This is a genomic window from Streptomyces sp. NPDC055099, from assembly GCF_053607685.1.
This window is the reverse complement of the sequence record NZ_JBSGUA010000005.1, coordinates 496,484-522,960: the sequence shown is the minus strand read 5'-3', so window position 1 is coordinate 522,960 and position 26,477 is coordinate 496,484. Positions and strand designations below refer to the sequence as shown.

The following is a 26,477-nucleotide window of genomic DNA, read 5'->3' as shown; positions in this document are numbered from 1 at the left end:
GCTCCTCTCCGGCCGGGTGGACGGTCAGGCGCTGACGGCCGTGCTCTTCGCGCTCGTCGGCTGCGGCGTCTTCCTCTCCCTGCTGAACAACGGGGCGCGTATTCGCTCGCGCCGGACGACCGCTCCCCGGGCCTCAGCTGACCTTGATCTCGTTGTAGACGGGGACGCTGAACTGGTTCAGCTCCACGTCGGAGACCCGGTCCGAGTAGCCGGCGCTGCCGTTCTGGTACCAGAGCGGAATGACCGCCATCTGTTCGGCGAGCACCTTTTCGGCGTCCTGGAAGGTGGAGACGGCCTTCGCTGTGTCGGTCTCGGCGTTGGCCTTGTCGACGAGTTCGTCGAATTTCTTGTCGGACCACTTTCCGTCGTTCGACGGGGCGTCCGTGTAGTACAGCGGCTGCAGGAAGTTCTGGATCAGCGGGTAGTCCATCTGCCAGCCCGCGCGCCAGGCGCCGTCCAGCTTCTGCTGCGATGCCTTGCTGCGGAAGTCGGCGAAGGTGCCGACCGGGCTCGCGACACAGGACTTGTCGTTCCCGAGCGCCTTGTTGATGGAGTTGCAGACGGCGTCGACCCATTCCTTGTGCGAGCCGGTGTCCGCGTTGTACGTGATCTTCAGCGTGCCGCCGGGGATGCCGCCGCCGTCCGCGATCAGCTTCTTCGCCTTGTCCGCGTCGTACTTGCAGGGGTCGCCGCAGAGCCCGGACTTGTAGCCGCCGGCCTCGCCGAGCACCGGGGAGGTCCAGTCGGTGGCCGGGGTGCGGGTCTTCTGGAAGATGGTCTCGGTGATCTGCTCACGATTGATCGCCATGGAAAGCCCCTGCCGGACCTTCTCCATCCCACTCTTCGACCACTTGCTGTCGTAGAAGGGGAAGGCGAGTGTCTGGATGATGCCCGCCGGGGTGTTGATGTAGCGGTCACCCAGATCATTCTTGGCGTTCTTGAGCTGCGAGGCCGGAACGTCGTCGACGAGGTCGAGATTGCCCGCCATCAGGTCCGTGTAGGCGGTGTTGTTGTCGGTGTAGACCTTGAGATCCACACCACCGTTCTTCGCCTTGTCCTCACCGCTGTAGCCGTCCCACTTCCGCAGGGACATCTTGGAACCCTTGGCGTACGAGTCCACGGTGTACGGGCCGTTGCCGATCGGCTTGGCGAGCCATGCGTCGTGGTCGTCGTAGAACGCCTTGGGCAGTGGCGCGAAGGCCGGATAGCCGAGGGTCTTGGGCCAGGTGGAGAACTTCTGCGTGAGCTTGACGGTGAAGGTGGTGTCGTCGACGACCTTCAGTCCGGAGAGCTTGTCGGCCTTGGCGTCCCCCTTCTCCGGGTGGACGTCCTCGTACCCCTCGATATACCCGAAGAAGTAGGCGTTCTTCTGGTTGTTCTTCAGGTGCGCGCCGTAATTCCAGGCATCGACGAAGGACTTCGCGGTGACCTTCTCGCCATTGCTGAACTTCCACCCGTCCTTGATCTTCACCGTGAAGTTCTGCGAGTCCTTGGTGTCGATCTTCTCGGCGATCATGTTCTTCGCCTCGCCGTTCTTCGGGTCGTACCGCATGAGACCCCGGAAGAGCATGTCGAGCACCTTGCCGCCCTGCACCTCGTTGGTGTTGGCGGGCTCCAGCGGGTTCTGCGGATCACCCCAGGAGGACCCCACGATCCCGGAGCCGTCGCCGCCACCACCGCCGCTGTCCCCGCCTCCGCCACAGGCGGTCGCCGCGAGCGCGACGGTCACCGCGCATGCGGCCCACTTGGCGTGCGTGGCTCCACGCATGGAGAGCCTCCCTTTCAGCCCTGCGTCCGGCTAGGTCTGTCTGACTTAGGCCCAAATACACCCCAATGCAGGGCGGTGCGCATCTTTATGAGGTCTTTCCGTGGCTAGTCGCACCGGGAAACCCCCGGATGGCATCACAGGAAGGCCGACAGGCGGGGTGGCTCTCCACGGCTCGCTACCCTCGCACCATGGACTACGCGAAGATGCGCGCGATCGCCGAGGAACTCTGCGCCTACGCCGAGAGTCTTGAGGGGACCTGGCACGTCGAGATCGGCCCCTCAGGCCCGATACTGGCCATGATGTGCCCCTCGAAGCGCCACGAGGGCACGGTCCATCGCATCTGCCGACAGCTGAACAAGCAGCTCCTCGTCACCCACCCCGGCCACATCTGCGCGAATGGCCCGGAGATCGAGCACCCCTCGATCGGCCGCATGCGCCGCCCGGACGCCCTCGTGATCCCCGAAGCCGTGCTCGACGAGGAAGGCATCGCCGTCGACGCCACGCAGGTGCTGGCAGTCATCGAGATCGTCTCGCCGTCCAACCCGGCCAACGAATACGGCGAGAAGCTCGCCGAGTATCCCGCCATGGGCATCGAGCACTACCTGATCGTCGACCCCCGTACCGGCACGATCGAAGTGCACTCCGAGCCGAGCGCGGGCCGGTACGGGAACAAGGAGCCGTACATCTTCGGCGACGAGGTGCCGTTCGGCCCCTGGACAGTGGAGACGGCCGCTTTCCGGCGCTACGGAAAACCAGGGAACGCTGACAGCTGAAGCCCGTCAGGCACGCCCGTCAACCACGCCCTTCCACCTCCGTCTCCACCACCGACACCCAGTCCCGCCACCGCTCGACGCTCACGCGCAGCCGTGAGGAGGACTCGGTGGTGCCGGACCAGTAGGGGGCGGGCCCCTCCGTGTGCTCCCGCAGACCGCATTCCGTCAGTGCGTCACGCAGGAGCGACACCTCGTCGGCCGCGACGGACGCGCTGTCGTACTCGGTGACACGCTGTCTGGCCGTGGCCCCCTTGTCGCTGTAGTACTCCGTGCCGTACTGGACCTGGTCAGGCGCCTGCCGACCGGCGTACGCGTACGAGCCCGGGCAGCTGTCGTCGCCGCCCACCCGCGGCAGCGGCACGTCCACCATGTCCTCCCCCTCGTCGCCCTTCCAGTGCCACTTCGCGGCCTGCGGCATCTGCTCCGGCGCCAGCAGGCGCACGACACCGCCCACCATGAAGGGGTTCGTCTTCGGCGTGGCCGCCGGCCGGACCTCCCTGCCGTCCCCGCCACCCGGCAGCATCGCCCACCCCGCCCCCGCCACCAGCGCCGTGACCACGGCGGCCACAGCGACCCTCCTGCGCGCCGTCCGCCTCGCGCCCCGCTCCCGCAACTCCGCCCCGCTCGGCATCCGCACCGTCACGTCGTCCAGCAGCTCTTCGACCTCAGCCATGGCGGGCCGCCCCTTCCGCGGTGAAAGCAGTCGTGTCGGTCAAGCGCTCCCCCAGCGCCTTACGGGCCCGGCTCAGCCGGGTGCGAACCGCACCGTTCGAGGCGCCCGTCTCCTGGGCGACCTGTTCCACGGGCAGGTCGAGCAGATGGTGCAGCACCACCGCCTGGCGTTGCTGCGGCGGCAGTTCACGCAGAGCGGCCAGCAAGGCCACCCGGTCCGCGGACAGCCCCGGTACGTCCGGCGCGGCACCGTGCCTGCGCTGCGCCCGCAGCCGGTTCCGCGTCCTGCGCCAGGTACTGATCGCGAGCCGGGACGCCACCGTCCTGACCCACGGCAGCGGATCCCCCTCCCGCGTCAGCCGCTCCCACCGCTGCCACGCCCGCACATACGCCTCCTGCACCGCATCCTCCGCCTCCGCCAGATCACCGGTCATCGCGTAGACCGCGGCGACCACGCGCTTCGCGGTGGCGGCGTAGAACGCGTCGAACTCCGCGGCGCGCTCTGGATCTCTCGACTGCGTCGTCATCGTCCCCCGTCCGTCCTCAGGTTCTTCCTCTGACCTGGACACGCTCGGCGGCGGCCAGATGTTACGCACGAAAATGGGGGCGCCCGGAACCAAGTGGTTCCGGGCGCCCCCATCATGTGCGGCCCGAGGCCGACGCCGGGACTACGCCGCGTGCACGACGTCCTTCTCCTCCGCGAAGTGGCACGCCGACTCGTGTGCCGCCGGAGTGTCCAGGCCCGCGAACCGCTGGGGGATCGCGAGCAACGGGGTCTCCTCCGCGCACTTCGCCTCCGCCTTCCAGCAGCGGGTGCGGAAGCGGCAGCCGGAGGGCGGGTTCGCCGGGGACGGGACGTCGCCGGTGAGGATGATCCGCTCGCGGCCCTCACGGGCCTCCGGGTCCGGCACCGGGACAGCGGACAGGAGCGCCTGCGTGTACGGGTGCGTCGGGTGCTCGTAGATCTGCTCGTCCGAGCCGATCTCCGCCATCTTGCCGAGGTACATCACGCCCACGCGGTCCGAGATGTGCCGGACGATCGACAGGTCGTGCGCGATGAAGAGGTAGGAGAGGTTGAACTCGTCCTGCAGCTTCTCCATCAGGTTGATGACCTGGGCCTGGACGGAGACGTCCAGGGCCGAGACCGGCTCGTCGCAGATGATGATCTCGGGGTTGAGGGCCAGACCGCGCGCGATGCCGATGCGCTGGCGCTGACCGCCCGAGAACTGGTGCGGGTAGCGGTTGATGTACTCCGGGTTCAGGCCCACCACGTCCAGGAGGTCCTGGACCTTCTGGCGGCGCGAGCCCTTGGGAGCCACCTCGGGGTGGATCTCGAAGGGCTCCCCGATGATGTCGCCCACCGTCATACGGGGGTTGAGCGAGGTGTACGGGTCCTGGAACACCATCTGGATGTTGCGGCGGACCGCCTTCAGCGCACGCCCGGACAGCTTGGTGATGTCCTGGCCCTTGTAGAAGACCTCGCCGGCCGTGGCGGATTCCAGGGTCATCAGGAGCTTGGCGACGGTGGACTTGCCACAGCCCGACTCGCCCACGATGCCGAGCGTCTCACCCTGGTACAGGTCGAACGAGATGCCGTCGACCGCCTTGACCGCGCCGATCTGCTTCTTGATCAGGATGCCCTGGGTGAGAGGGAAGTGCTTGACCAAGTTGCGGACCTGCAGGATCGGCTCGCCGCGCTCCACCGGAGCCTCGATGGCCGCGACGGCCTCCTCGGCGGTGGCCGCGTCGACCGTGTCCACCTCGGAGACGTTCGGGGTGGCGTCGGCGGGCTCGTCCGTCTTCGAGAGCTTCGAAGCCTTCGTCGGCTCAGCCATGGATCGTCTCCTTCCAGAAGTGGCACGCGCTGCCGCGGCCCGGCAGATCCGTGCCGTCCTGCTCCGTCACCGACACCAGGGCCGGGACGTCCGTACGGCAGATGTCCTGCGCCTTGGGGCAGCGCGGGTTGAAGGCACAGCCGGACGGAATGTGGAGCAGGTTGGGCGGCAGGCCCTTGATCGCGAAGAGCTCCTGGCCCTTCTGGTCGAGCCGGGGAATCGAATCGAGCAGACCCCGCGTGTACGGGTGCGCGGGGCGCTTGTAGAGCTCGTGAACCGGAGCCGTCTCGACGATCCGGCCCGCGTACATCACCGCGATCTTGTCCGCGACGTCGGCGACCACGCCGAGGTCGTGGGTGATCAGGATCAAGCCCATGTTGTACTCGCGCTGAAGCTCGGCAAGCAGGTCCATGACCTGCGCCTGGACCGTCACGTCGAGAGCCGTGGTGGGCTCGTCGGCGATGATCAGGTCCGGCTCCAGGGCCAGCGCCATCGCGATCATGATGCGCTGGCGCATACCGCCGGAGAACTGGTGCGGGTAGTCGTTCACCCGCTCCTTGGCGGCCGGGATCTTGACCTTGTCCATCAGCTCGACGGCCTTGGCCTTGGCGTCCTTGCGCGACATTCCCTCGTGCACCCGGAACATCTCGCCGAGCTGATAGCCCACCGAGAGCACGGGGTTGAGGGAGGAGAGCGCGTCCTGGAAGATCATCGCGATCTTCCGGCCGCGGATCTTCCTGCGCTCCTCGCCGGACATCTTCAGCATGTCCTGGCCGCGGAAGAGGATCTCGCCCTGCGGGATCTTCCCCGGCGGCATGTCGAGGATGCCCATGATCGCCTGCGCGGTCACGGACTTGCCGGAGCCCGACTCACCGAGAACGGCGAGCGTCTCGCCCGCGTCCACGCTGTAGTTGACGCCATTGACTGCCTTGACCACACCGTCGCGGGTGTGGAATTCGACGTGCAGGTCCTTGACGTCCAGCAGCCTGCCACTCTTTTCCTCACCCGAGCGGGGGGCGGGAACCGAGTCTTCCTTGATGTCGATGCTGGTCATTTACGCCTCCCTCAGCGCAGCTTCGGGTCGAGGGCTTCGCGTACGGCGTCGCCCATCATGATGAACGCAAGCACCGTGAGACTCAGCATTCCTGCCGGGAAGAACAGCGTGTGCGGGTTGTTGCGGATGTCATTCAGGGCGTCGGAGATGTCGCCGCCCCAGGAGAGCGCGTCGTCGCCGAAGCCGAGGCCCAGGAAGGACAGCGTCGACTCCGCGACGATGTACGTGCCCAGGGCGATGGTGGCGACGACGATGACCGGCGCGACCGCGTTCGGCAGGATGTGCCGGAACAGGATCCGCCTGGTGCCGGCGCCCAGCGCCTTGGCCGCCATCACGTAGTCCGCGTGCCGGGTGGTGATCACCGCGCCGCGCATCACGCGGGCGATCTGCGTCCAGCCCAGGAAGGCGAGGGCGCCGGTGATGACCAGGGCGTTGCGGTTGGTGAAGGCGTTCAGGACGACCATCGCGCCGAGCAGGAACGGGACGCCGAAGAACACGTCGGTCAGGCGCGACAGGATGCTGTCCCACAGGCCGCCGAAGTAGCCCGCCAGCATGCCGATCAGGCCGCCGAACAGGGTGACCAGGATGGTCACACCGAAGCCGACCATGATCGAGTTACGGGCGCCGTAGACCACACGTGCGTAGACGCTGCGGCCCTGCCGGTCATAGCCGAACCAGTCCGGCTGGAAGACGTGACCGAGGTTCGGCTTCTGCAGGAAGTGGTTGGTCAGGTCGCCGGAACCGGGGTCGGCGCTGGTGAACAGGCTCGGGAAGGCCGCGACCAGGAGCACCACGACGATCAGGAGCGACGAGATCAGGAACAGCGGCCTGCGGCGCAGGTCCCGCCAGGCGTCGCCCCAGAGGCTGCGCGGCTTGCCCGTGCTCGGCGAGGCGTCGACGGCCTTCGCGTCGGCCTCGACGATCGCCACGGCGTGCGCCTCGTCCGTGGCGGGGGACTTGGTGAGGTCAGGCATAACGGATCCTCGGGTCCAAGACGGCGTAGAGCAGGTCGACGATCAGGCTCGCGAGGAGGTACACGAGCACCAGGACCGTGACGACGCCGACGATGACGGCGCCCTCTCGGCGGCCCAGCGCGTTGAACAGCAGGTTGCCGACACCGGTGACATTGAAGATGCCCTCGGTGATGACCGCGCCGCCCATCAGCGTGCCGATGTCGGTGCCCAGGTAAGTGACCACTGGGATAAGGGAGTTGCGCAGCAGGTGCCGGCTGATGATCCGACGGCGCGGCAGGCCCTTGGCGACCGCGGTGCGTATGTAGTCCGCCTGCCGGTTCTCCGCGATGGAGGTGCGGCTCAGGCGTGCCACATAGGCGAGACCGACGAGGCCGAGCACCAGCGCGGGCATCAGCAGCTGCTGGAAGTCCGTGGAGTCCTGGACCGTCGGTTTCACCCAGCCGAGGTTGTTGCCGAAGATCTGCTGGAGGAAAAGGCCGAACACGAAGATCGGGACGGAGATCACGAGGAGCGTGAACAGCGTCACGGTGTTGTCGACGATCCTGCTGCGCCGCACACCGGCCAGCACGCCCAGGGCGATGCCGACGACGAGCTCAAAGCCCCAAGCCATTCCGGCGAGTCTCATCGAGACCGGGAAAGCCTGGCTGATCTCGTCAAGAATGGGCCGGTTGCCGGCGATGGTCTTGCCGAAGTCACCCTGCAGCAATCCGCCCATGTAGTGCAGGTATTGCTGCCAGAGCGGCAGGTCGAGCCCGCGGTCGTGCTTGATCTGCGCAACCTGCGCCGGGTCCGGCGGCTTGTCTCCCCACAGCGCCCGTACGGGATCGCCGGGGAGCACATTGACCATCAGGAAGATCAGCAGGGTTGTCCCGATGAAGACCGGGATCATCTGGAGCAGTCGCCTCGCGACGTAGCGCCCCATGGTGGTGCCTCCGTCCATTGCGGAGCCCGCCCGTGAGCGACGCCCGGGATCACCGGGCGTCGCTCACGGAAGCGGAACTCCGACGACTACTTCTTCTCGAAGACCTCGACCTCGGTGAGAACCGGGTCGCCTGCCTGGTCGAACTCCATGCCCTTCACGTTGTTCGAGTACGCGGAGAGCGTCTTGTTGTACCAGAGCGGAATGCCCGGGAAGGTGTTGACCAGCTGCTTCTCAGCCTGCTGGTACAGCTTCGCGGACTCGTCGATCGTCTTGGCCGCGTCGGCCTTCTTGGTCAGCTGGTCGAACTTCTTGTCCGAGAAGCCGCCCTTGTTGCCGTCGACGCCGGTGCCGTAGAGGTCGGCGAGGAAGTTGCCGTTGAACGGGTAGTCGAGCACCCAACCGGAGCGGTAGATCGACTTGACCTTCTTCTGGTCACGGATCTCCGTGTCGGCCGCGAAGTCGGTCACCGCGTCGCCGACGCACTTGACGCCGGTCGACTTGGTGATGCTGTTGCAGACCGCGACGACCCAGTCCTTGTGCGGCTGGTCGGCGTTGTACTGGATGGAGATCTTGTTGCCCGGAACGCCACCGCCCTCCTTGATGAGGGACTTGGCCTTCTTGGCGTCGAACTTGCAGTACTCGCCGCAGGCGTCCTTCTGGTAGCCCTTGACGCCCTTGGCGACCCAGCCGGTGGCGGACTCACGCGTGCCGTAGAACACGGTCTTGGCGATGGTGTCGCGGTCGATCGCCATCGACAGGCCCTGCAGGACCTTGACGTCGATGTCCTTCCACTGCTTCGTGTAGAAGGCCGGGTTGATCGTGTTGATCGCCGAGAAGTCCTGCTCGATCGCGCGGTCGCCGAAGTCCTGCTTGAAGTTGGCGGTCTCGCTGTTCGGCACGATCGGCATCGAGTCGACGTTGTCCGACTTCAGGTCGGCGTAGGCCGCCGTGTCCTTGGTGTAGGCCTTGAAGTCGACGCCGCCGTTCTTCGGCTTCTCGCCCTTGTAACCGTCCCAGGCGCGGACCGAGATCAGCTTCTTGTGGTCCCACTTCTGGAACTTGTACGGGCCGTTGCCGACGGGCGACTCGCCGTACTTCTTCGGGTCCTTCAGCGCTGCCGAGGGCAGCGGGTAGAAGGGCGCGTAGACGAGCTTGTACGCGTAGTACGGAATGCCGTTGTTCAGCGTGATGGTGAAGGTGTTGTCGTCGACGACCTTCAGACCCTCCATCGCCTCCGCCTTGGCCTTCCCCTTCTCGGGGTGGACCTTGTCGTAGCCGACGATGTCGCGGTACCACGAGCTGTTCTGCTGGCCGTTGGCCGGGTTGGCGGCCCAGTTCCAGGCGTCCACGTACGACTTGGCGGTGACGGCCTCACCGTTGTGGAACTTCCAGCCCGGCTTCAGCTTGACGGTCCACACCTTCGAGTCCTTGTCGGGGGTGACCGACTCGGCGTTCTCGTAGGTGATGTTGCCCTGCTTGTCGTAGTGGACCAGGCCCGTGAAGAGCGAGTCGATGACGACGCTGCCGTACGCCTCCATGGTGTTGGAAGGCTGCAGGGCGTTCTGCGGCTCGCCGTTGGCGTAGCTGACGATCCCCTTGGGGTCGACCTTGCCACTGTTGCCGCTGTCGCTGTCGCCGCCACCACAGGCCGTTGCCGTCAGCGCCACGACACCCGCTATCGCGACCCACTTGGCGCTCTTGGCACCACGCATGGGGTTCCTCCTCATGAGTCCACTTGTTCACTACAAGAGGGGGTACAAGAAACCGCGCCGACACCCCTGACGGCGCGTAGATCGAAGTACCCCAGAGTGCTCGTGAGTCGGCGCTCCCCACAGCGCGTGACCCATTGACCCGAGCTATACGCGGTCAACTATTAGCCATGAGGTACCGCCCGACCACACTCTTTTGGTCTCGGTTCAATCACACCTGGTGCGTACAACTTCCAAAATCCGGACAAACCGATCCGAGATAGATGGTTGCGAAACGGACGTGTTACACATCTAACGGTCAACGGTGTCCGCATTCCGGACAGATGGTCCAGGAAAACCGGTTGCGACGGACCGCGCCGGAGTCGACTCGGAGCGTTTTCGGGGGCGGCTCTGTGGACGCGCGTAGATGCGCGGAGAGTCGCGACGGCGGGAAAACCCTTGGCCGCCGGGGCCCGGGCCAGCGTAGTGCCCCTGAGGGCCCCGCAAAGGGGTAACCCCGCAGACGCACGGAGGCCGGCCCCCGCCTCTCCCCGGAGGGAAGGGCGGGAACCGGCCTCAGATGCCGAATTCACCAAGCGTCGGCGGCAGTTGCGCCGCGGACGAGCGGCAGTCAGGCCCCGGACGAGCCCGGCCGAAAGATTTGGCCGGGCTTTGCCCGGTCCTTAGCCGTGCTTGGCGCGCGACGCCGTGCGGCCGCGCTGCTTCTGGTCCAGGACGACCTTGCGGATACGCACGGTCTCCGGGGTCACCTCGATGCACTCGTCGTCGCGGCAGAACTCAAGGGACTGCTCGAGCGACAGTTTGCGGGCGGGCACGACGTTCTCGGTCGTGTCCGCGGAAGCCGCGCGCATGTTGGTGAGCTTCTTCTCCTTGGTGATGTTCACGTCCATGTCGTCGGCGCGCGAGTTCTCGCCGACGATCATGCCCTCGTACACCTCGGTGCCGGCCTCGGTGAAGATGACACCGCGCTCCTGGAGGTTGACCATCGCGAACGGCGTGACCGAACCCGCGCGGTCCGCGACGAGCGAGCCGTTGTGACGGGTGCGCAGGTCGCCGAACCACGGCTCGTGGCCCTCGAAGATCGAGTGCGCGATGCCGGTGCCGCGGGTCTGGGTCAGGAACTCCGTGCGGAAGCCGATGAGGCCACGCGACGGAACGATCCACTCCATGCGGATCCAGCCGGAGCCGTGGTTGGTCATCGTCTCCATGCGGCCCTTGCGGGTCGCCATCAGCTGCGTGATGGCGCCGAGGTGCTCCTCGGGCGAGTCGATCGTCATGCGCTCGATCGGCTCGTACGTCTTGCCGTCGATCTGCTTGGTGACGACCTCGGGCTTGCCGACGGTCAGCTCGAAGCCCTCGCGGCGCATCTGCTCGACCAGGATGGCGAGCGCGAGCTCACCACGGCCCTGGACCTCCCAGGCGTCCGGGCGCTCGGTGTCCAGGACACGGAGCGAGACATTACCGATGAGCTCCTTGTCCAGACGGTCCTTCACCTGGCGGGCGGTGACCTTGTGGCCCTTGCCGCCCTTGCCGACGAGCGGCGAGGTGTTGGTGCCGATGGTCATGGAGATCGCGGGCTCGTCGACCGTGATCAGCGGGAGCGCGATCGGGTTCTCGGGGTCGGCGAGGGTCTCGCCGATCATGATGTCCGCGATACCGGCGATGGCACAGATGTCACCGGGGCCTGCCTTCTCGGCGGGCTTGCGGGTGAGCGCCTCGGTCATCATCAGCTCGGTGATGCGGACGTTGGACTGCGAGCCGTCCCGCTTGATCCACGTGACGGTCTGGCCCTTGCGCAGTTCGCCCTGCTCGACGCGGCACAGCGCGATACGGCCGAGGAAGTTGTCGGCGTCCAGGTTCGTGACGTGGGCCTGGAGGGGCGCGTCCTCGTCGTACTCCGGGGCCGGGACGGTCTCCAGGATCGTGGAGAAGAACGGCTCCAGGTTCTCGCTGTCGGCCGGGACGGTGCCGTCCTCCGGCTTGGTCAGCGAGGCGACGCCGTCACGGGCGCAGGCGTAGACGATCGGGAACTCGATCTGGTCCTCGTCCGCGTCCAGGTCCAGGAAGAGGTCGTACGTCTCGTCGACGACCTCGGCGATGCGGGAGTCCGGACGGTCCGTCTTGTTGATGCAGAGGATCACCGGCATCTTCGCGGCGAGGGCCTTGCGCAGGACGAAGCGGGTCTGGGGCAGCGGACCCTCGGAGGCGTCCACGAGGAGGACGACCGCGTCCACCATCGACAGGCCGCGCTCGACCTCACCACCGAAGTCGGCGTGGCCGGGGGTGTCGATGATGTTGATGGTGATGACATCGCCGCCATCCTTGGGGTGGTACTTGACGGCCGTGTTCTTGGCCAGGATCGTGATGCCCTTCTCACGCTCCAGGTCGTTCGAGTCCATCATGCGGTCGTCGAGGGACTCTGCCGCATGCGCGGCGAAGGAGCCGGCCTGCTTGAGCATGGCGTCGACCAGGGTGGTCTTGCCATGGTCGACGTGGGCGACGATGGCAACATTACGAATGTCATGGCGCGTGGGCATACGAGCTGCGCTTCTCCCGGGAAGAGTGGATGGCCGCGCGTACGGTCCGGCACGCGTGCCCTGCCGGGCAGAACACGCCACGGCCTCACCCCAGTCTACGTCCCTCACGCGGAGGAGACCTCCGCGGGGGGCTGGCGGGGGTTCTGACCTGGGATTTTAGTGCTCCGAACTACGCGCTGCGAGCCTGCGGTGCCGGCTCCACGCGCAGCTGCAGGTCGAGCGCGCGAGCGAGCCGGTCGAGCCGGTCGAGCACCGGGATCGTGGGCACGGTGCCGCCCTCCCGCCAGGGGATTGGACGTGACGTCACCGATCGTTGCGAGAAGCGGGCGCGGGGAAAACAGGCAGGGGTGTCCCGGGTCAATGGGCGTGAACGACCTTGCCCGCCGCGGGTGGCGGCGGGCAAGGGAGTTGAGGGGAATCTGAGCCTGACCTGCGGTGGAGCTACTTTGCCGCGGGCTTGGCGCCCTGCTTCAGGAAGCCCATGTCCTCGTAGTTCGGCACCTGGAATCCGAACGCCCCCGCGTTGGCGAGGTTCGTGCGGGCCGCCATCAGCTGGGGGCGCTGATAGAGAGGAATCGATCCTGCTTCGGCCCAGATACGCGCGTCCGCCTTCTTGACCAGCGCACGGCTCTCGTCCTCGTCCAGCTCCCCCATCGCCTGGTCGAACAACTGGTCGATGTGATCCGTACCGACCCGCGTGTAGTTCTGCTCGACGTTCAGCGACCCGTCCGCCGCCGGCACCGGCTTGGCGAAGATCGGGCGCGCGTCCGTGGCCGGGAAGGCCGTCGCGGGCCAGGAGTAGAGGGCGAGGTCGTACTGACCGGACGCGATGTGGTCCTTGAAGTAGCTCTCGTCGGCGACCTTCGCCGTCTCCGTACGGATACCGATCTTCTCCAGCATCCGCGAGATCCGGTCGGCCACCGTCCGCAGCGACTCCGAGCCCTCCCCGGACGGCAGGACGAAGCGCAGGGTGAGGGGCTTGCCGTCCTTGGCCATGGGACCGCCCGCCGCAGCGGTCGCGGCCGGCGCCGCGGTCCCCTTGGGGGCGTACGCACCGGGCGCACCACCCTTGGCCGCCTGCCTGTCCGCCCGCTTGTCCGCACGCTTCTCGGCGCGCTTCTCGGCGCGCTTCTCGGCGCGCTTCTCCGCCTGCTGCTTGGCGTGCCCGCCGGGGTCCTTCTTCTTCTCCTTGTCCGCCTCACGGGGAGCCGTGAGCGTCGCCGCCTGGCGGGTCAGCGCCGCCCGCTGGTAGGCCGCCGCCGGAGCGGGCGCGAGCACCGAGCTGCCGCTGTCGCCCGGCTTCTGGTCGTCCTCGCCTACGACGTACGTACCGTCGTCACCCGAGTCCGAGGAATCGGCGTCGGAGTCCGAGTCCGAGTCAGAGGCGGAGTCGGAGTCGGACTTGGCCTTTCTGGCGTCCGCCTCGCCCCCTGCCGTCTTCCCCTTCGGCTCCTTCAGCGGACCGCCCGGCGTCCACCCCGCGTCGGCGAGCAGCGCCCGCGCCTCCGCGGTGTCCTGGTCGCCCAGGGCCCCGCTGTTGTCCGCGTACGCGTGCTGACCGGCGAGCGCCAGGTGGCTGCCGACCGGCTCGGCGGGCAGGCCGAGCGGCGAGAGGACCGCCTTGGCGAGCTCCTCGCGGTCGAGGGCCCTGGCCACCGCGCGCCGCACCCGGTCGTCGGCGAGCGGGCCCTCGGTGCCGTTGAGGGCGAGCTGGGTGTAGGCCGGTTCGAGGGACTTGCGGACGGTGTAGCCCCGCAGGCCCGACTGTTCGGTGGCGTACTTCTTGATCGCCTTGTCGGTCCGCTCGCGGGCCTGCTGCTCGGTGTCGGCCGCCTCCTCGTCGGAGCCGTGGGCGACCGCCCAGGACCGCAGCGCCTTGGCGGGGGTCAGCTGTGCCTCGGGGCCGTGGCCGAGCGGGCCCTGGACGCCCTTGTCGCGGGCCGCGTTCGTGATGCGCCGGGCCTCGGGGGCGTCGATCTCGGCGAGGTCGACCTTGCCCTCGGCGAGCGCTGCGGCCCGCTTCTCGCGCGGCACCTCGCGCAGGACCAGCTTGGAGAGCTTCGCCGGCCTGCCCCACCAGCGCGGATTGCGCACGAGCGTGACCTCGTCCGCCTTGCTGTCGAAGTCCTGCACCGCGAACGGACCCGCGCTCACCTTGAGCTTGCGCCGCGCGCCGTCGTTGAAGGTGTCAGGGGTGCCCATGACCTCCTTCGGGTACAGCGGCGAAAAGAGCGAACGCCAGTCCGCGTACGGCTTGTCGAAGGTGACGCGCACCTCCAGGTTGTCCGCGCCGCGCTCGATCTTCCCGATGCGGTCGTAGCCCGCGTTGCGCGCCGTCCAGTACGCGCTGTCCTTCCCGGACAGGGCGCGCTGCTGCGCGGCGAAGTCATCGGCACCGATCTCCCGGCCGTCGCTCCAGACCGCCTGCTGGTTGAGCTTGTAGAGCACCACCTGCTTGGGCTCGCGCTCGACGACCTCCGCGGACTCCAGGTAGTCGGCGTTCCGCTGCGCCCTGCCCTGTGCGTCGAGCCGGTACATCGACGGCAGGACGGCCCCCGCGATCCGTGACGTGCCCGCGTCCGCGTCCGACTGGAAGGAGTTGAGGGTCTCCGGCATCGACTCGACGGCCCAGTTCATGGTCCCGCCGTCGGCGACGAGGTCCCGGGCCGCGGGCGCGATGTCCTGGCCGGCGGTCGGGGAGCCCGCCTCGTCCTGGGAGCTGCAGGCGGCGAGGGCGGGCAGGGCTAGCACGCCCGTGGCGAGGAACACGGCAGATCTCAGTCTGGCGCGGTCTGGGGACATGACGGGTACCTCCGGGGCTCGCCCGGCCGCCCGCTACCAGGACCGGGCCGGGTTTGATCACGTTTGGCGGTATATGGAGCTGATCACATCTATCGATTCACTGAAGGGGACAAGACCCGGCGCACGGGAGCGACACGGCGTGGGGGCGCCATATCCCACTCGTGCGGCCCAACCGCGCGTGACCGAGCGTGACGAAGCCCCCGGCCCGCGCCCCGGGGCACGGCCGGGCGGCGGCGCACACCCCGGCGTGTTCCAGCGGCGCGTTTCGGTGCGTACGAGCCGGGAATCCCTGCAGATCCCTTCACAAGCCGGGATGTGACGCGCGACACTCGCAGGCGCATGAACGTTGCCGCCGCACCCCTGAAGTGAGGGCAAGTCATGGCTCTGCAGGACGATCTGACGGCTGTTCAGCGATGCGTCGACGATCTGGTCCGCACCGTCGGCAAGCTGGAGCAGCAGGTCGGCGAGGGTTCCCGGGACGGTCTTGCCGGGATCGACGTGCGCCGCGTCCGCACGGACGCCGACCGCCTGCGCGAAAGCGTCGCGTTCCTGCGCGCCGCGGCCCAGGATCCCGCCGCCGCCCCGGCGAAGCGGCCCGACCTGGTCACCATCCCCGACGCGCCGTACGACAGCTCTCTGTGGACGGACTCGGACGACGAGGGCCTCGGCGCGAGCGACCGGCGCGCCCCTTGAGCCGCCGCACCCGCCCCGAGCACCGCCTCTCCGGGCAGCGCCTTTCTGAGCAGCGCCTTTCTGCGCACCGCCTTGCTGAGGACCGCCGATCTGAGGACAAAGGAGTGGAGCCTCGTTGGCCACTGGCACGGAACCCCATCTGAAAAGCGGTCAGGATCGCGGCGGCGTACGAGCGGCGACGCGCGCCGCGATCAGCGCTGCCCATCTGCGGACCGACCGCTGGTGGCTCGCGCCCGCGGCGACCGCCGCCGGCCTCTTCGCCTTCATCGTCTACTCGACGTGGCGGGCCTTCGCGAACGCGGACTACTACGCGGCGCCCTACGTCTCACCGTTCTACTCGCCGTGTCTCGCCGAGAACTGCGAGCCGATGCGGTCGGGTCCCAACTGGGAGATCTTCGGCAGCTGGTGGGGCCTCTCCCCCGCCCTGCTCATCCTGATCTTCCCGCTCGGCTTCCGCCTGACCTGCTACTACTACCGCAAGGCCTACTACCGCGGCTTCTGGGCCTCACCGCCCGCCTGCGCGGTCGCGGAGCCGCACAAGAAGTACTCCGGAGAGACCCGCTTCCCGCTCCTCCTGCAGAACATCCACCGCTACTTCTTCTACGCGGCGGTTCCGGTGGCGGGCATCCTCACGTACGACACGGTGCTTGCGTTCCGCGATGAGCACTACGAGTGGGGCCATATGGGTCTCGGCACACTCATCTTCCTGGTCAACATCAAGCTGATCTGGGCGTACACCCTCTCCTGCCACTCCTGCCGGCACATCGTCGGCGGCAAGCTCAAGCACTTCTCCAAGCACCCGGTGCGCTATCGCATGTGGCAGTGGGTCGGGAAGCTGAACGCCCGTCACATGCAGCTCGCCTGGGCCTCCCTGGTGAGTGTGGCGCTCGCCGACTTCTACGTGTATCTGATCGCGTCCGGCGTCTTCGACGATCCGAGGTTGTTCTGATGTCTCAAGTGGAGCGGCAGCAGTGGGATGTTGTCGTGGTGGGAGCCGGAGGAGCGGGCCTGCGGGCCGCGATCGAGGCACGTGAGCAGGGCGCCCGTACGGCCGTGATCTGCAAGTCCTTGTTCGGCAAGGCCCATACGGTGATGGCCGAGGGCGGCATCGCCGCCTCCATGGGCAACGTGAACTCCGGCGACAACTGGCAGGTCCACTTCCGCGACACCCTGCGCGGCGGCAAGTTCCTCAACCAGTGGCGGATGGCCGAGCTGCACGCGCGCGAAGCTCCCGATCGCGTATGGGAGTTGGAGACCTGGGGCGCCCTGTTCGACCGTACGGCGGACGGGCGGATCTCCCAGCGCAACTTCGGGGGGCACGAATACCCCCGCCTCGCGCACGTCGGCGACCGGACGGGCCTCGAACTGATCCGTACGCTCCAGCAGAAGATCGTCTCCCTCCAGCAGGAGGACGAGCGCGAATTCGGCGACTACGAAGCACGCCTGAAGGTCTTCCAGGAGTGCACGGTCACCCGCGTGCTCAAGGAGGGTGAGCGGGTCAGCGGAACGTTCTGTTACGACCGTGAGTCCGGCCGCTTCTTCGTCCTCGACGCGCCGAGCGTGGTCCTGGCCACCGGAGGCATCGGCAAGTCCTTCAAGGTGACGTCCAACTCGTGGGAGTACACGGGCGACGGGCACGCGCTCGCGCTGCTCGCCGGTGCGCCGCTCCTGAACATGGAGTTCGTGCAGTTCCACCCGACGGGCATGGTCTGGCCGCCCTCGGTGAAGGGCATCCTGGTCACCGAGTCGGTGCGCGGCGACGGCGGGGTACTGCGCAACTCCGAAGGCAAGCGGTTCATGTTCGACTACGTACCGGACGTCTTCAAGGAGAAGTACGCCCAGTCCGAGGAGGAGGGCGACCGCTGGTACGAGGACCCCGACCACAACCGCCGCCCCCCTGAGCTGCTGCCCCGCGACGAGGTGGCACGCGCCATCAACTCCGAGGTGAAGGCGGGCCGCGGCTCACCGCACGGCGGAGTCTTCCTGGACGTCTCCACGCGCATGCCCGCCGAGGTCATCCGGCGCCGACTGCCGTCCATGTACCACCAGTTCAAGGAGCTCGCGGACGTCGACATCACCGCCGAGGCGATGGAGGTCGGGCCGACCTGCCACTACGTGATGGGCGGCATCGCGGTCGAGTCGGACACCGCCGCCGCACAACGCGTACCGGGTCTGTTCGCGGCCGGAGAGGTCGCGGGCGGCATGCACGGCTCCAACCGGCTCGGCGGCAACTCGCTCTCCGACCTGCTCGTCTTCGGGCGGCGGGCGGGGCTGCACGCGGCGCGGTACGCCTCCGGGCTCACCGGGGCGGGCGCCAGGCCGGTGATCGACGACGTCCAGGTGGACACGGCGGCGGCCGAGGCACTGCGGCCGTTCAGCGCGGAGGGCCCCGAGACCGGGGCGACGCCCGAGAACCCGTACACCCTCCACCAGGAACTCCAGCAGACGATGAACGACCTGGTCGGCATCATCCGCCGCGAGGCCGAGATGGAACAGGCCCTGGAGAAGCTGGCGGAACTGCGGGTACGGGCACGGCGGGCCGGCGTCGAGGGGCACCGCCAGTTCAACCCCGGCTGGCACCTCGCGCTCGACCTGCGCAACATGCTCCTTGTCAGCGAGTGCGTGGCACGGGCCGCCCTGGAGCGCACAGAGAGCCGCGGCGGGCACACCCGTGAGGACCATCCGGGCATGAACCGCGAATGGCGCCGAGTGAACCTTCTCTGCCAACTCACGGACCCTTCGGGCGGGTTGGCGGCGACCGATCCCGTACGCGGCCAGATCGATCTGGTGCGGGTCACCACCGAGCCCATCCGAGACGACCTGCTTGCTCTCTTCGAGAAGGAAGAGCTGGTCAAGTACCTGGCCGAAGAGGAGCTTTTCGAGTGAGTACCACTACGCCGAGTTCGCCCGGTGCTTCCAGTACGTCGTACGACGCGCGTTTCCGGGTCTGGCGCGGGGACGTCGAGGGCGGCGACCTGGAGGACTTCGAGGTCGAGGTCAACGAAGGCGAGGTCGTCCTCGACATCATCCACCGCCTCCAGGCGACCCAGGCCCCGGACCTGGCGGTGCGCTGGAACTGCAAGGCGGGCAAGTGCGGTTCGTGCTCGGCGGAGATCAACGGCCGGCCACGGCTGATGTGCATGACGCGGATGTCGGTGTTCGGCCGCGAGGACGTCATCACGGTGACTCCGCTGCGGGCCTTCCCCGTGGTGCGGGACCTGGTGACGGACGTCGGCTTCAACTACACGAAGGCACGGGAGGTGCCCGCCTTCGTGCCGCCGGAGGGCCTCGGTCCGGGCGAGTACCGCATGCAGCAGGCGGACGTGGACCGCTCCCAGGAGTTCCGCAAGTGCATCGAGTGCTTCCTGTGCCAGGACACCTGCCATGTGGTGCGTGACCACGAGGAGAACAAGGCGGCCTTCGCCGGGCCGCGCTTCCTGATGCGGGTCGCGGAGCTGGACATGCACCCGCTGGACGCGGCCGCGGAGAGCGGCCTCGACCGCAAGCGGACCGCCCAGGACGAGCACGGGCTCGGCTACTGCAACATCACCAAGTGCTGTACGGAGGTGTGCCCGGAAGGCATCAAGATCACGGACAACGCGTTGATTCCCTTGAAGGAACGCGCGGTCGACCGGAAGTACGATCCGCTGGTCTGGCTCGGGAACAAGATCCGGCGGCGCGGGGAGCAGTAGGGCTGTAGGGGTTGTGGGGGTAATCCCCCACACCCAAGACTCGTGATTTCCCCCATGGTCACGAGGGCGGGGCCAGATCAGCATTGAGGCATGAACACTTCCTCGGCTCTGACGCGGCGCTCGGTGCTCGGCCTCGCGGCGGCGGGTCTGGCGGCGGCGACGCTGGCCTCCGCCCCGACCCCCGCACAGGCGCGACCCACAGGCAGCGAGGCGAAGCTTCCCGCGCCCACGGGACCGCACCGGATCGGCACGGTGTCGACCCGCGTCGTCGACACCTCACGGCCCGATCCCTGGGTGAAGTCCGTGCCGTATCGGGAGCTGATGATCAGCGTCTGGTATCCGGCGGCGGGAAAGGCGGGCGGCGCGGCGGGACACCACCTCGCTCCGTACATGACGCCGGGAGCGGCGGAACGCTGGAACGCCGCGTCTCCCCACGGCATACCGAAGGACGCGATCGACTTCGCCGCCATGCGCACACACGCCCGGGAGGGGGCGCCGGCTGACACGCGCGGGGGCAGGCGCCCGGTCCTGCTGTACGCGGCGGGCGCCAACGACCCACGCACCTGGGGCACTTCAGCGGTCGAGGAACTGGCGAGCCACGGCTATGTGGTGGTGACGATCGACCACACCTACGAGGCGCCGGGCGTGCAGTTCCCCGACGGCTCGGTCAAGGACGACGCCCCGCTCCGTGCGGCACTGGCGGAAGCGGAACGGAACGAAGCACTGCCCGCGCTCCTCAGGAAGGTCCTTGACGTCAGGGTGGCGGACTCGAAGTTCGTCATCGATCGCCTCGGCTCGCTGCCGAACGGTCTCTCCAAGGTGGTGGACCGTGAGCGGATCGGCATGTTCGGCCAGTCGGCGGGCGGCATCGCGGCAGCCGAGACCATGTACGAGGACGACCGGGTCAAGGCAGGCATCAACATGGACGGCACCCTGGAGAACAACCCCGAGCCGAACGGCACGAATCTGACCCCGGTGGCCCGGCACGGCCTGAGCGGCCCCTTCCTCCTCATGGGCCGGCAGGGCAGTGACCGTACGACGGAACCATCCTGGCGCGCGTTCTGGTCCCACTCGACCGGCTGGAAGCGGAACCTGACCTTGCGCGGCTCCCTGCACCAGACGTACACGGACCTCGCCGCGCTGCTCCCCCAGGCCGGGGTGGGCAAGACGGTCGTCGAGAAGCACATAGGCACGGTCGACCCGGGCCGCGCGGTGGCAGCACAACGGGCGTACACGACCTCGTTCTTCGACCGCTGGCTGCGAGATGAGGACGATCACCTGCTGGACGGGCCTTCGGGGAAGTACCCGGAGGTGGAGTTCGCGGGGTGAGGCGCGTGGAGCTGGGCGGTGGTGTGGCCGCCGAGGGTGCGGGAGGCACCGGTCGTTCTCCCGGTCGCGCGGCCCCGAAGACGGTCATACGCTCCCAAATGTGACGCCGCCCTCGCACCTGGCCGTGCGGGCGACAGCGGCAGCCACCGCACTGCTCGCGTGGTGCCTGCTGCTCCTGTCCGCCCCCGCGGCACTCGCCGCCCCGGCCGATGATCCGGTCACGCTCTCCCGTGACGGCCAGATCACCGACAAGGTGGGCGCCCTCGGCGACCGCAAGGGTGCCACCGAGCGGGCACTCGACCAGCTCTACGACGATCGCGGCCTCCAGCTCTTCGTCGTCTATGTCCGGGACTTCTCCGGTCGCGGCGCGCAGGACTGGGCGGACGCCACGGCCGAACGCAACGGGCTCGGCCTGGACGACCTCCTGCTCGCGGTCGCCACGCACGACCGGCAGTACGCCTACTCCGCCGACGTCGGCGGACGGCTCACCGAGGAGCAGCTCCGGGACGTCGCGACCACCGCGATCAAGCCCGCGCTGCGGCAGAACGACTGGGCCGGAGCCGCCATCGGCGCCGCGGACGGCTACAGCGCGGTGCTCGCAGGCCGGCCCGTCCCCACCCCGGCCATCACCCCGGGAGCCGCCGACCCGGGAGGCGGCGGCAGCGGTGACCAGACGGCCGCGGGTGACCTCGTGCTGCCCATCGTGGTCGTCGGCGGCGCGGGCGCCCTCGCGGCGGTGGCGTACGGGCGACGGAAGAAGCGGACCCATACGCGTACGACGCCCGGGGGCGGCGGCTGGGGCAAGGGGGCGGCGGACGGGCAGGGTGGACAGGGCGGGCAGCAGACGACGCTTCCCGAACTCGACAAGCGGAGCAAGCGGCTCCTGGTGGAGACCGATGACGCGATCCGCACCAGCGCGGAGGAACTGGGTTTCGCCACCGCCCAGTTCGGCGACGAGGCGGTGCGGCCGTTCACGGACGCGCTGGCGTACGCGCGTGCCGAGCTGACGACGGCCTTCAAGCTGCGCCAGCAGTTGGACGACGCCTATCCGGAGGACGACGCGACCCGGCGCACGATGCTGGACGAGATCGTCGCGCGCTGCACCGAGGCCGGCCACCGCCTCGACGCGGAAGCCGCCGGCTTCGACCAGTTGCGCGCCCTCGAACGCGACGTGTCGGGGGCCTTGAACCACGCCGAGCAGATCTTCCGGGACGTCACGGGCCGCACCACCGCGGCCGAGACCACCCTCGGCAAGATCCGCGACCAGTACGCGCCGTCCGCGTCGGCGCCCGTACTCGGCCACGTCGAGCAGGCCAAGGACCGGCTCGTGTTCGCCACGACCCACCTGAACGAAGCCCGCCAGGCCATCGACGCGGGCGACAACGGCAAGGCCGCCGTCCACCTGCGTGCCGCCGAGGGCGCCGTCGACCAGGCGGGCACCTTCGTGGACGCGGTCGACCGCCTCGCCGCCGAGCTGGCCCTGGCCGCGGAGAAGCTGCCCGCCGCGCTCACCGAGACGGAGACGGACCTCGCCGAGGCGCGCGGCCTTCTCGAAGGCACCGCGGCGGGAGCGTCCACGGCCGATCTGCACGGCCGTATCGCCCGTGCCCAGACGGTGGTCTCCGAGGTCCGCAAGGCGATGGCGGCGGGCCCGCACGACCCGATCGACGCCCTGCGCCGGGTGGAGGAGGCCGACACGGTCCTGGACGAGTCCCTCAAGGGCGCCCGCGAACGCGAGGTCACCGGCCGCCGCGCCGCTGCCCTCCTCGGCCAGGCCCTGCTCACCGCGCGCAGCGCCGTGGGAACGGCGGCGGACTTCATCGGCACGCACCGGGGCGGCGTCGGCAGCGAGGCGAGGACCCGTCTGGCCGAGGCGCAGCGGCACCTCTCGGGCGCGGAGGCCACCCAGGACACCGATGTCCCCGCCGCGCTCGCCGAGGCCCAGCAGGCCGACGCCCAGGCCCGCCAGGCCCTGCAGCTCGCCGAACGCGACGTACGCGGCTACGGCAACCCGTACGGAGGCGGTGGCGGGCGCGGCGGCGGCATGGGCGGCGCGGTCCTCGGCGGCATCATCCTCGGCGAGCTCTTCGGAGGCATGGGCCGGGGAGCGGGCGGCGGGGGCGGCGGCTTCGGAGGGGGCGGCTTCGGCGGAGGCGGCCCCGGGAGCTTCGGCGGCGGGGGGACACGGGGGCGGATGGGCGGGGGCGGGAGGTTCTGAGCCCCGCCCCTCCCACGCCCCTCCCCCGCCCCTCCCACACCTCTACCGCGCTTCTCCCCCGCCCCTTCCGCGCTCTCCCGCCACCTCTCCCACCCCCCTCATATGAAGGAGCCCGGCATGACGAAGCAGACGATCCTCGGCCGCGTGGCGCAGCTCGCCAAGGCCAACATCAACGCTCTCCTCGATCAGGCCGAGGACCCGCAGAAGATGCTCGACCAGTTGATCCGCGACTACACGAACAACATCCGGGAGGCGGAGGAGGCGGTCGCGACCACGATCGGCAATCTGCGGATGCTGGAACTGGACCACAAGGAGGACCAGGACGCGGCGGCCGAGTGGGGCACCAAGGCGCTCGCCGCCAGCAAGAAGGCGGACGAACTGCGCTCCGGTGGAAGCGCCGTGGAGGCCGACAAGTTCGACGGCCTCGCCAAGGTCGCCCTGCAGCGGCAGCTCCAGTCCGAGCGCGAGGCCAAGGACGCCGAGCCGACGATCGCCTCCCAGACCGAGGTCGTCGACAAGCTGAAGTCGGGTCTCGACCAGATGAAGATCAAGCTGACCGAGCTCCGGTCGAAGCGCGATCAGCTGGTCGCCCGTGCCAAGACCGCGCAGGCGCAGAACCAGATGCTGGACGCCGCCCAGAGCATCGATGTCCTGGACCCGGCGAGCGAGTTGAGCCGCTTCGAGGACAAGGTGCGCCGCGAGGAGGCCAGGGCGCTGGGCAAGCAGGAACTCGCCGCGTCCTCCCTCGACGCGCAGTTCGAGCAGCTGGACAGCCTGGGCGACACGGCGGAGGTCGAAGCCCGCCTCGCCGCCCTCAAGGCGACCACGTAGCGGCCCCGCGGCCCCGCGGCACCACGGGAACGTCAGAACAGGCTGAGCAGCGCCTCAGCCGCGTCCATCGGCTCCACCCCGCTATCCGGCAACGGCATCTCGAACCACACCGTCTTGCCGCGCGGCGTCCTGCGCGAGCCCCACGCGGCGCTCAGCAGGCCGACGAGCTGCAGCCCGCGGCCGCCCTCGTCCGTGTCACGCGCCCGGCGGCGGCGCGGCTGGACGAGCCCCGCGTCCCACACCTCGCACACCAGGGTGCGGTCGAGCAGGAGCCGCACCCGGATGTCGCCCTCGCCGTACCGCAGGGCGTTGGTGACCAGTTCGCTGACCAGCAGTTCGGTCGTGTCGCAGAGGGGTTCCAGATCCCAGGAGCGCAGCTGCTCGCAGGCCAGTTCGCGGGCCCGGCCCACCGACTTCGGGTCGCGCTCCAGCGTCCAGTCACCGACGGCTTCGGCGGGCAGACCCTGGATGCGGGCCATGAGGAGCGCGATGTCGTCCTCTCCGTGGTGGGTGTCGAGGGTGTTCAGGACGTGGTCGCAGACGTCCTCGAGGGCGGGCGCGGGGTCGTCGAGGGCCCGTACGAAGGCGTTCAGGCCCTCGTCGAGGGGATGGTCGCGGGATTCGACGAGCCCGTCCGTGTAGAGCGCGAGCAGGGCGCCCTCGGGCAGTTCGACCTCGACCTCCTCGAAGGGCTCGCCGCCGACGCCAAGGGGCATGCCGGGCGGCACGTCGAGCATCAGCGGCGATTCGCCGGGCTCGACGAGCACGGGCGGCAGATGCCCCGCGTTGGCGAAGGTGCAGCGGCGCGTGACGGCGTCGTAGACCGCGTAGACGCACGTGGCGAGGTAGACCTCGGAGAGGTCCGTCTCGCTCGCGGAGCGCGTCTGACGGGCCGCTCGCGTGGCCTGCTGGGTGCCTGAGGGGTCGCCGAGGCCGCGGGCGATCTCGTCGAGCGCGGAGAGGACCTCGGCGGGCTCCAGGTCCAGGAGCGCCAAGGTGCGTACGGCGGTGCGCAGTTCGCCCATGGCGACGGCGGCGCGCAGGCCGCGCCCCATGACGTCGCCGACGACCAGCGCGGTGCGGTGGCCCGGCAGTTCGATGACGTCGAACCAGTCGCCGCCCACCTCGGTGGCCGCGTTGCCCGGCAGATAGCGGCAGGCGATGTCCAGTCCCGACGCCTCGGGGTCGTCGGGCGGGAGCAGGGACCGTTGCAGTATCAGCGCGCGTTCGTGTTCGCGGCGGTAGAGCCGGGCGTTGTCGATGCAGACGGCGGCGCGCGCGGCGAGTTCGACGGCGAGGGCCCTATCGCGCTCTCCGAAGGGCTCGCTCCCCTTCGTGCGGGAGAACTGGGCGAGGCCCACGACGGTGTCGTGGGCGACCATCGGCACGGCGAGCGTCGACTGGATGAGCCCGCCGGTGAGCCTGCTCGCGGAGCCGTCGTCGGCCGCCGAGACGAGCCTCGGCCGCGCCGTGCGCAGGGCGTCGGCGCAGGGCGACGTGAAGCCGAAGCGGTGCACGGAGCCCACGTCGACGGGGTGGCCGCCGTCCGGGAAGGGCGCGTCGGCGACGGCGCTCGCGAAGGCCACGCGGCGCAGCTCGGCGCTCCCGTCGGCGAGGCCGGGAGGTGTCTCGTCGCCGTCGAGCAGCCCTTGGTAGAGGTCTACGGAGGCCAGGTCGCAGAAGCCGGGGACGGTGACGTCGAGCAGCTCGCGCGCGGTCGTCTCCAGGTCGAGGGAGTTGCCTATCCGGGCGCCCGCTTCGTTGAGCAGGGCGAGGTTGCGGCGGGCGTGGGCGGCCTCGCGGGCGGCGGCGTGCCGCCGGGTGACGTCGGTGCCGAGGCCGGCGATGCCTATGGGGCGGCCCGAACCGCTGTGCACGCGGTAGAGGTTGATCGACCAGTGGCGCCGGTCGTTGCTGCCGGGGGCGGGGCCGACGATCTGCATGTCCGTGACGGAGTCGCCGGTCTCCAGGACCCGCTTGAGGGCGGCGGCCATGCGGTCGGCCTCGTGCCGTGGCAGGTAGTCGTGGACCGTGCGGCCCCGGTGGTCCTCGACGCCGCCTCCGAAGACGGCGGCGAAGCGGCGGTTGGCCCGCTGCACCTTCAGGTCGGTGCCGAACAACAGGAAGCCGAAGGGAGATTGGCCGAAAATGGCCTGCGAGGCGGCGAGGTCGGTCTCGATCTGCCGGAGCGCCCGTACGTCGACGACGATGCAGACGGCGGCCCGCTCGCCCTCCTCGGTCTCGGTCGGCATCACATAGACCTCGGCGATGCCTTCGGAGCCCGCGTCGGGCCCGTCGGGTCCGTCGGCCCTCGCGGGCGTCCGGAAGGGAACGGACCCGGTCCACTCCCTGCCGTCCAGGATCTCCGCCATCTTGCGGTGCCCGCTGCTGCGCAGCTCGGCCGGGACGAAGGCCTCGATGGGGTCCCTGCCCACGGCGTCGTCGGCGGCCACTCCGAACAGCCGCTCGGCACGCAGGCTCCACTGGTCGATGAGACCGTCGGGGCCGATCGAGAACGAGGCCACCTTGATGTAGTCATAGATCGAACCGGGTGGACTGCTCTGCCACATCACGTCATCCGCAGCTTCGCCCCTAGCGTCACCCGACGGCCCGTCCTGCTCCGTCGCCTTCGCTGGTATCTCGCTCACGCGAACCGTCCCCTCCAGCT

Annotated in this window: 20 protein-coding genes; 8 read left to right on the top strand and 12 right to left on the bottom strand. The window is 68.9% G+C overall.

The window, feature by feature from the left end:
• Nucleotides 1–133 precede the first annotated feature (133 nt).
• The gene (locus ACWFRU_RS16815; protein WP_453687570.1) at nucleotides 134–1,768 is read right to left on the bottom strand and encodes a peptide ABC transporter substrate-binding protein; all 1,635 of its coding nucleotides are present in this window, start codon (nucleotides 1,766–1,768) and stop codon (nucleotides 134–136) included.
• A gap of 188 nt (nucleotides 1,769–1,956) precedes the next feature.
• Here ACWFRU_RS16815 and ACWFRU_RS16810 point away from each other — a divergent pair, with 188 nt between their 5' ends.
• Nucleotides 1,957–2,541, top strand: coding sequence for a Uma2 family endonuclease (locus tag ACWFRU_RS16810; RefSeq protein ID WP_453687568.1), 585 nt, complete (start codon nucleotides 1,957–1,959; stop codon nucleotides 2,539–2,541).
• A gap of 19 nt (nucleotides 2,542–2,560) precedes the next feature.
• On the opposite strand, the gene ACWFRU_RS16805 is transcribed toward ACWFRU_RS16810, so the two are convergent.
• From ACWFRU_RS16805 to ACWFRU_RS16760, 10 genes are all read right to left on the bottom strand, one after another.
• Nucleotides 2,561–3,214, bottom strand: coding sequence for a hypothetical protein (locus ACWFRU_RS16805; protein ID WP_453687566.1), 654 nt, complete (start codon nucleotides 3,212–3,214; stop codon nucleotides 2,561–2,563).
• Entirely contained in the window at nucleotides 3,207–3,740 is a 534-nt protein-coding gene (locus ACWFRU_RS16800; RefSeq protein WP_453687564.1) for a SigE family RNA polymerase sigma factor, read from the bottom strand. The genes ACWFRU_RS16805 and ACWFRU_RS16800 overlap by 8 nt, the downstream gene beginning before the upstream one ends.
• 141 nt (nucleotides 3,741–3,881) lie before the next feature.
• Complete coding sequence (locus tag ACWFRU_RS16795) at nucleotides 3,882–5,048, bottom strand: ABC transporter ATP-binding protein (protein ID WP_453687562.1); 1,167 nt, start codon at nucleotides 5,046–5,048, stop codon at nucleotides 3,882–3,884.
• Complete coding sequence (locus ACWFRU_RS16790) at nucleotides 5,041–6,102, bottom strand: ABC transporter ATP-binding protein (RefSeq protein WP_453687560.1); 1,062 nt, start codon at nucleotides 6,100–6,102, stop codon at nucleotides 5,041–5,043. The genes ACWFRU_RS16795 and ACWFRU_RS16790 overlap by 8 nt, the downstream gene beginning before the upstream one ends.
• 11 nt (nucleotides 6,103–6,113) lie before the next feature.
• Nucleotides 6,114–7,076 (bottom strand): ABC transporter permease, encoded by a 963-nt coding sequence (locus ACWFRU_RS16785; RefSeq protein WP_453687558.1) that lies wholly within the window; start codon nucleotides 7,074–7,076, stop codon nucleotides 6,114–6,116.
• A complete protein-coding gene (locus tag ACWFRU_RS16780; RefSeq protein ID WP_453687556.1) occupies nucleotides 7,069–7,998 on the bottom strand; it encodes an ABC transporter permease in 930 nt (309 codons plus the stop codon). The genes ACWFRU_RS16785 and ACWFRU_RS16780 overlap by 8 nt, the downstream gene beginning before the upstream one ends.
• Nucleotides 7,999–8,084: 86 nt before the next feature.
• A complete protein-coding gene (locus ACWFRU_RS16775; RefSeq protein ID WP_453687554.1) occupies nucleotides 8,085–9,710 on the bottom strand; it encodes a peptide ABC transporter substrate-binding protein in 1,626 nt (541 codons plus the stop codon).
• 659 nt (nucleotides 9,711–10,369) lie between these two features.
• Complete coding sequence (typA, locus tag ACWFRU_RS16770; RefSeq protein WP_190082128.1) at nucleotides 10,370–12,244, bottom strand: translational GTPase TypA; 1,875 nt, start codon at nucleotides 12,242–12,244, stop codon at nucleotides 10,370–10,372.
• A 169-nt stretch (nucleotides 12,245–12,413) separates the two neighbouring features.
• A complete protein-coding gene (locus ACWFRU_RS16765; protein WP_453687552.1) occupies nucleotides 12,414–12,551 on the bottom strand; it encodes a hypothetical protein in 138 nt (45 codons plus the stop codon).
• A gap of 134 nt (nucleotides 12,552–12,685) precedes the next feature.
• Nucleotides 12,686–15,046: an ABC transporter family substrate-binding protein gene (locus ACWFRU_RS16760; protein ID WP_453687550.1), complete on the bottom strand. Its 2,361-nt coding sequence runs from the start codon at nucleotides 15,044–15,046 to the stop codon at nucleotides 12,686–12,688.
• Between the two features lie 378 nt (nucleotides 15,047–15,424).
• Between ACWFRU_RS16760 and ACWFRU_RS16755 the strand changes: the two genes are divergently transcribed.
• From ACWFRU_RS16755 to ACWFRU_RS16725, 7 genes are all read left to right on the top strand, one after another.
• The gene (locus ACWFRU_RS16755) at nucleotides 15,425–15,739 is read left to right on the top strand and encodes a hypothetical protein (protein ID WP_453687549.1); all 315 of its coding nucleotides are present in this window, start codon (nucleotides 15,425–15,427) and stop codon (nucleotides 15,737–15,739) included.
• Nucleotides 15,740–15,854: 115 nt separating this feature from the next.
• Nucleotides 15,855–16,688, top strand: a complete 834-nt coding sequence (locus tag ACWFRU_RS16750; RefSeq protein WP_453687547.1) for a hypothetical protein — start codon at nucleotides 15,855–15,857, stop codon at nucleotides 16,686–16,688.
• Complete coding sequence (locus ACWFRU_RS16745; protein ID WP_453687545.1) at nucleotides 16,688–18,625, top strand: fumarate reductase/succinate dehydrogenase flavoprotein subunit; 1,938 nt, start codon at nucleotides 16,688–16,690, stop codon at nucleotides 18,623–18,625. Before ACWFRU_RS16750 ends, ACWFRU_RS16745 begins: the two co-directional genes overlap by 1 nt.
• The gene (locus ACWFRU_RS16740; RefSeq protein WP_453687543.1) at nucleotides 18,622–19,431 is read left to right on the top strand and encodes a succinate dehydrogenase/fumarate reductase iron-sulfur subunit; all 810 of its coding nucleotides are present in this window, start codon (nucleotides 18,622–18,624) and stop codon (nucleotides 19,429–19,431) included. Before ACWFRU_RS16745 ends, ACWFRU_RS16740 begins: the two co-directional genes overlap by 4 nt.
• A gap of 90 nt (nucleotides 19,432–19,521) precedes the next feature.
• A complete protein-coding gene (locus tag ACWFRU_RS16735) occupies nucleotides 19,522–20,760 on the top strand; it encodes an alpha/beta hydrolase (protein ID WP_453687541.1) in 1,239 nt (412 codons plus the stop codon).
• A gap of 100 nt (nucleotides 20,761–20,860) precedes the next feature.
• Nucleotides 20,861–22,978 carry a TPM domain-containing protein gene (locus tag ACWFRU_RS16730; RefSeq protein ID WP_453687539.1) on the top strand — a complete coding sequence of 706 codons (2,118 nt, stop codon included), beginning with the start codon at nucleotides 20,861–20,863 and terminating at the stop codon, nucleotides 22,976–22,978.
• 117 nt (nucleotides 22,979–23,095) lie between these two features.
• The gene (locus tag ACWFRU_RS16725) at nucleotides 23,096–23,809 is read left to right on the top strand and encodes a PspA/IM30 family protein (protein ID WP_453687537.1); all 714 of its coding nucleotides are present in this window, start codon (nucleotides 23,096–23,098) and stop codon (nucleotides 23,807–23,809) included.
• A 32-nt stretch (nucleotides 23,810–23,841) separates the two neighbouring features.
• On the opposite strand, the gene ACWFRU_RS16720 is transcribed toward ACWFRU_RS16725, so the two are convergent.
• Complete coding sequence (locus ACWFRU_RS16720) at nucleotides 23,842–26,457, bottom strand: SpoIIE family protein phosphatase (RefSeq protein ID WP_453687535.1); 2,616 nt, start codon at nucleotides 26,455–26,457, stop codon at nucleotides 23,842–23,844.
• Between the last annotated feature and the right edge of the window lie 20 nt (nucleotides 26,458–26,477).

Coding starts and splice junctions, on each gene's coding strand:
- ACWFRU_RS16805 (WP_453687566.1), bottom strand. CDS start 3,214: ATGGCTGAGGTCGAAGAGCTGCTGGACGACGTGACGGTGCGGATGCCG.
- ACWFRU_RS16780 (WP_453687556.1), bottom strand. CDS start 7,998: ATGGGGCGCTACGTCGCGAGGCGACTGCTCCAGATGATCCCGGTCTTC.
- ACWFRU_RS16755 (WP_453687549.1), top strand. CDS start 15,425: ATGGCTCTGCAGGACGATCTGACGGCTGTTCAGCGATGCGTCGACGAT.
- ACWFRU_RS16785 (WP_453687558.1), bottom strand. CDS start 7,076: ATGCCTGACCTCACCAAGTCCCCCGCCACGGACGAGGCGCACGCCGTG.
- ACWFRU_RS16800 (WP_453687564.1), bottom strand. CDS start 3,740: ATGACGACGCAGTCGAGAGATCCAGAGCGCGCCGCGGAGTTCGACGCG.
- ACWFRU_RS16775 (WP_453687554.1), bottom strand. CDS start 9,710: ATGCGTGGTGCCAAGAGCGCCAAGTGGGTCGCGATAGCGGGTGTCGTG.
- ACWFRU_RS16810 (WP_453687568.1), top strand. CDS start 1,957: ATGGACTACGCGAAGATGCGCGCGATCGCCGAGGAACTCTGCGCCTAC.
- ACWFRU_RS16760 (WP_453687550.1), bottom strand. CDS start 15,046: ATGTCCCCAGACCGCGCCAGACTGAGATCTGCCGTGTTCCTCGCCACG.
- ACWFRU_RS16735 (WP_453687541.1), top strand. CDS start 19,522: ATGAACACTTCCTCGGCTCTGACGCGGCGCTCGGTGCTCGGCCTCGCG.
- ACWFRU_RS16725 (WP_453687537.1), top strand. CDS start 23,096: ATGACGAAGCAGACGATCCTCGGCCGCGTGGCGCAGCTCGCCAAGGCC.
- typA (WP_190082128.1), bottom strand. CDS start 12,244: ATGCCCACGCGCCATGACATTCGTAATGTTGCCATCGTCGCCCACGTC.
- ACWFRU_RS16795 (WP_453687562.1), bottom strand. CDS start 5,048: ATGGCTGAGCCGACGAAGGCTTCGAAGCTCTCGAAGACGGACGAGCCC.
- ACWFRU_RS16745 (WP_453687545.1), top strand. CDS start 16,688: ATGTCTCAAGTGGAGCGGCAGCAGTGGGATGTTGTCGTGGTGGGAGCC.
- ACWFRU_RS16815 (WP_453687570.1), bottom strand. CDS start 1,768: ATGCGTGGAGCCACGCACGCCAAGTGGGCCGCATGCGCGGTGACCGTC.
- ACWFRU_RS16790 (WP_453687560.1), bottom strand. CDS start 6,102: ATGACCAGCATCGACATCAAGGAAGACTCGGTTCCCGCCCCCCGCTCG.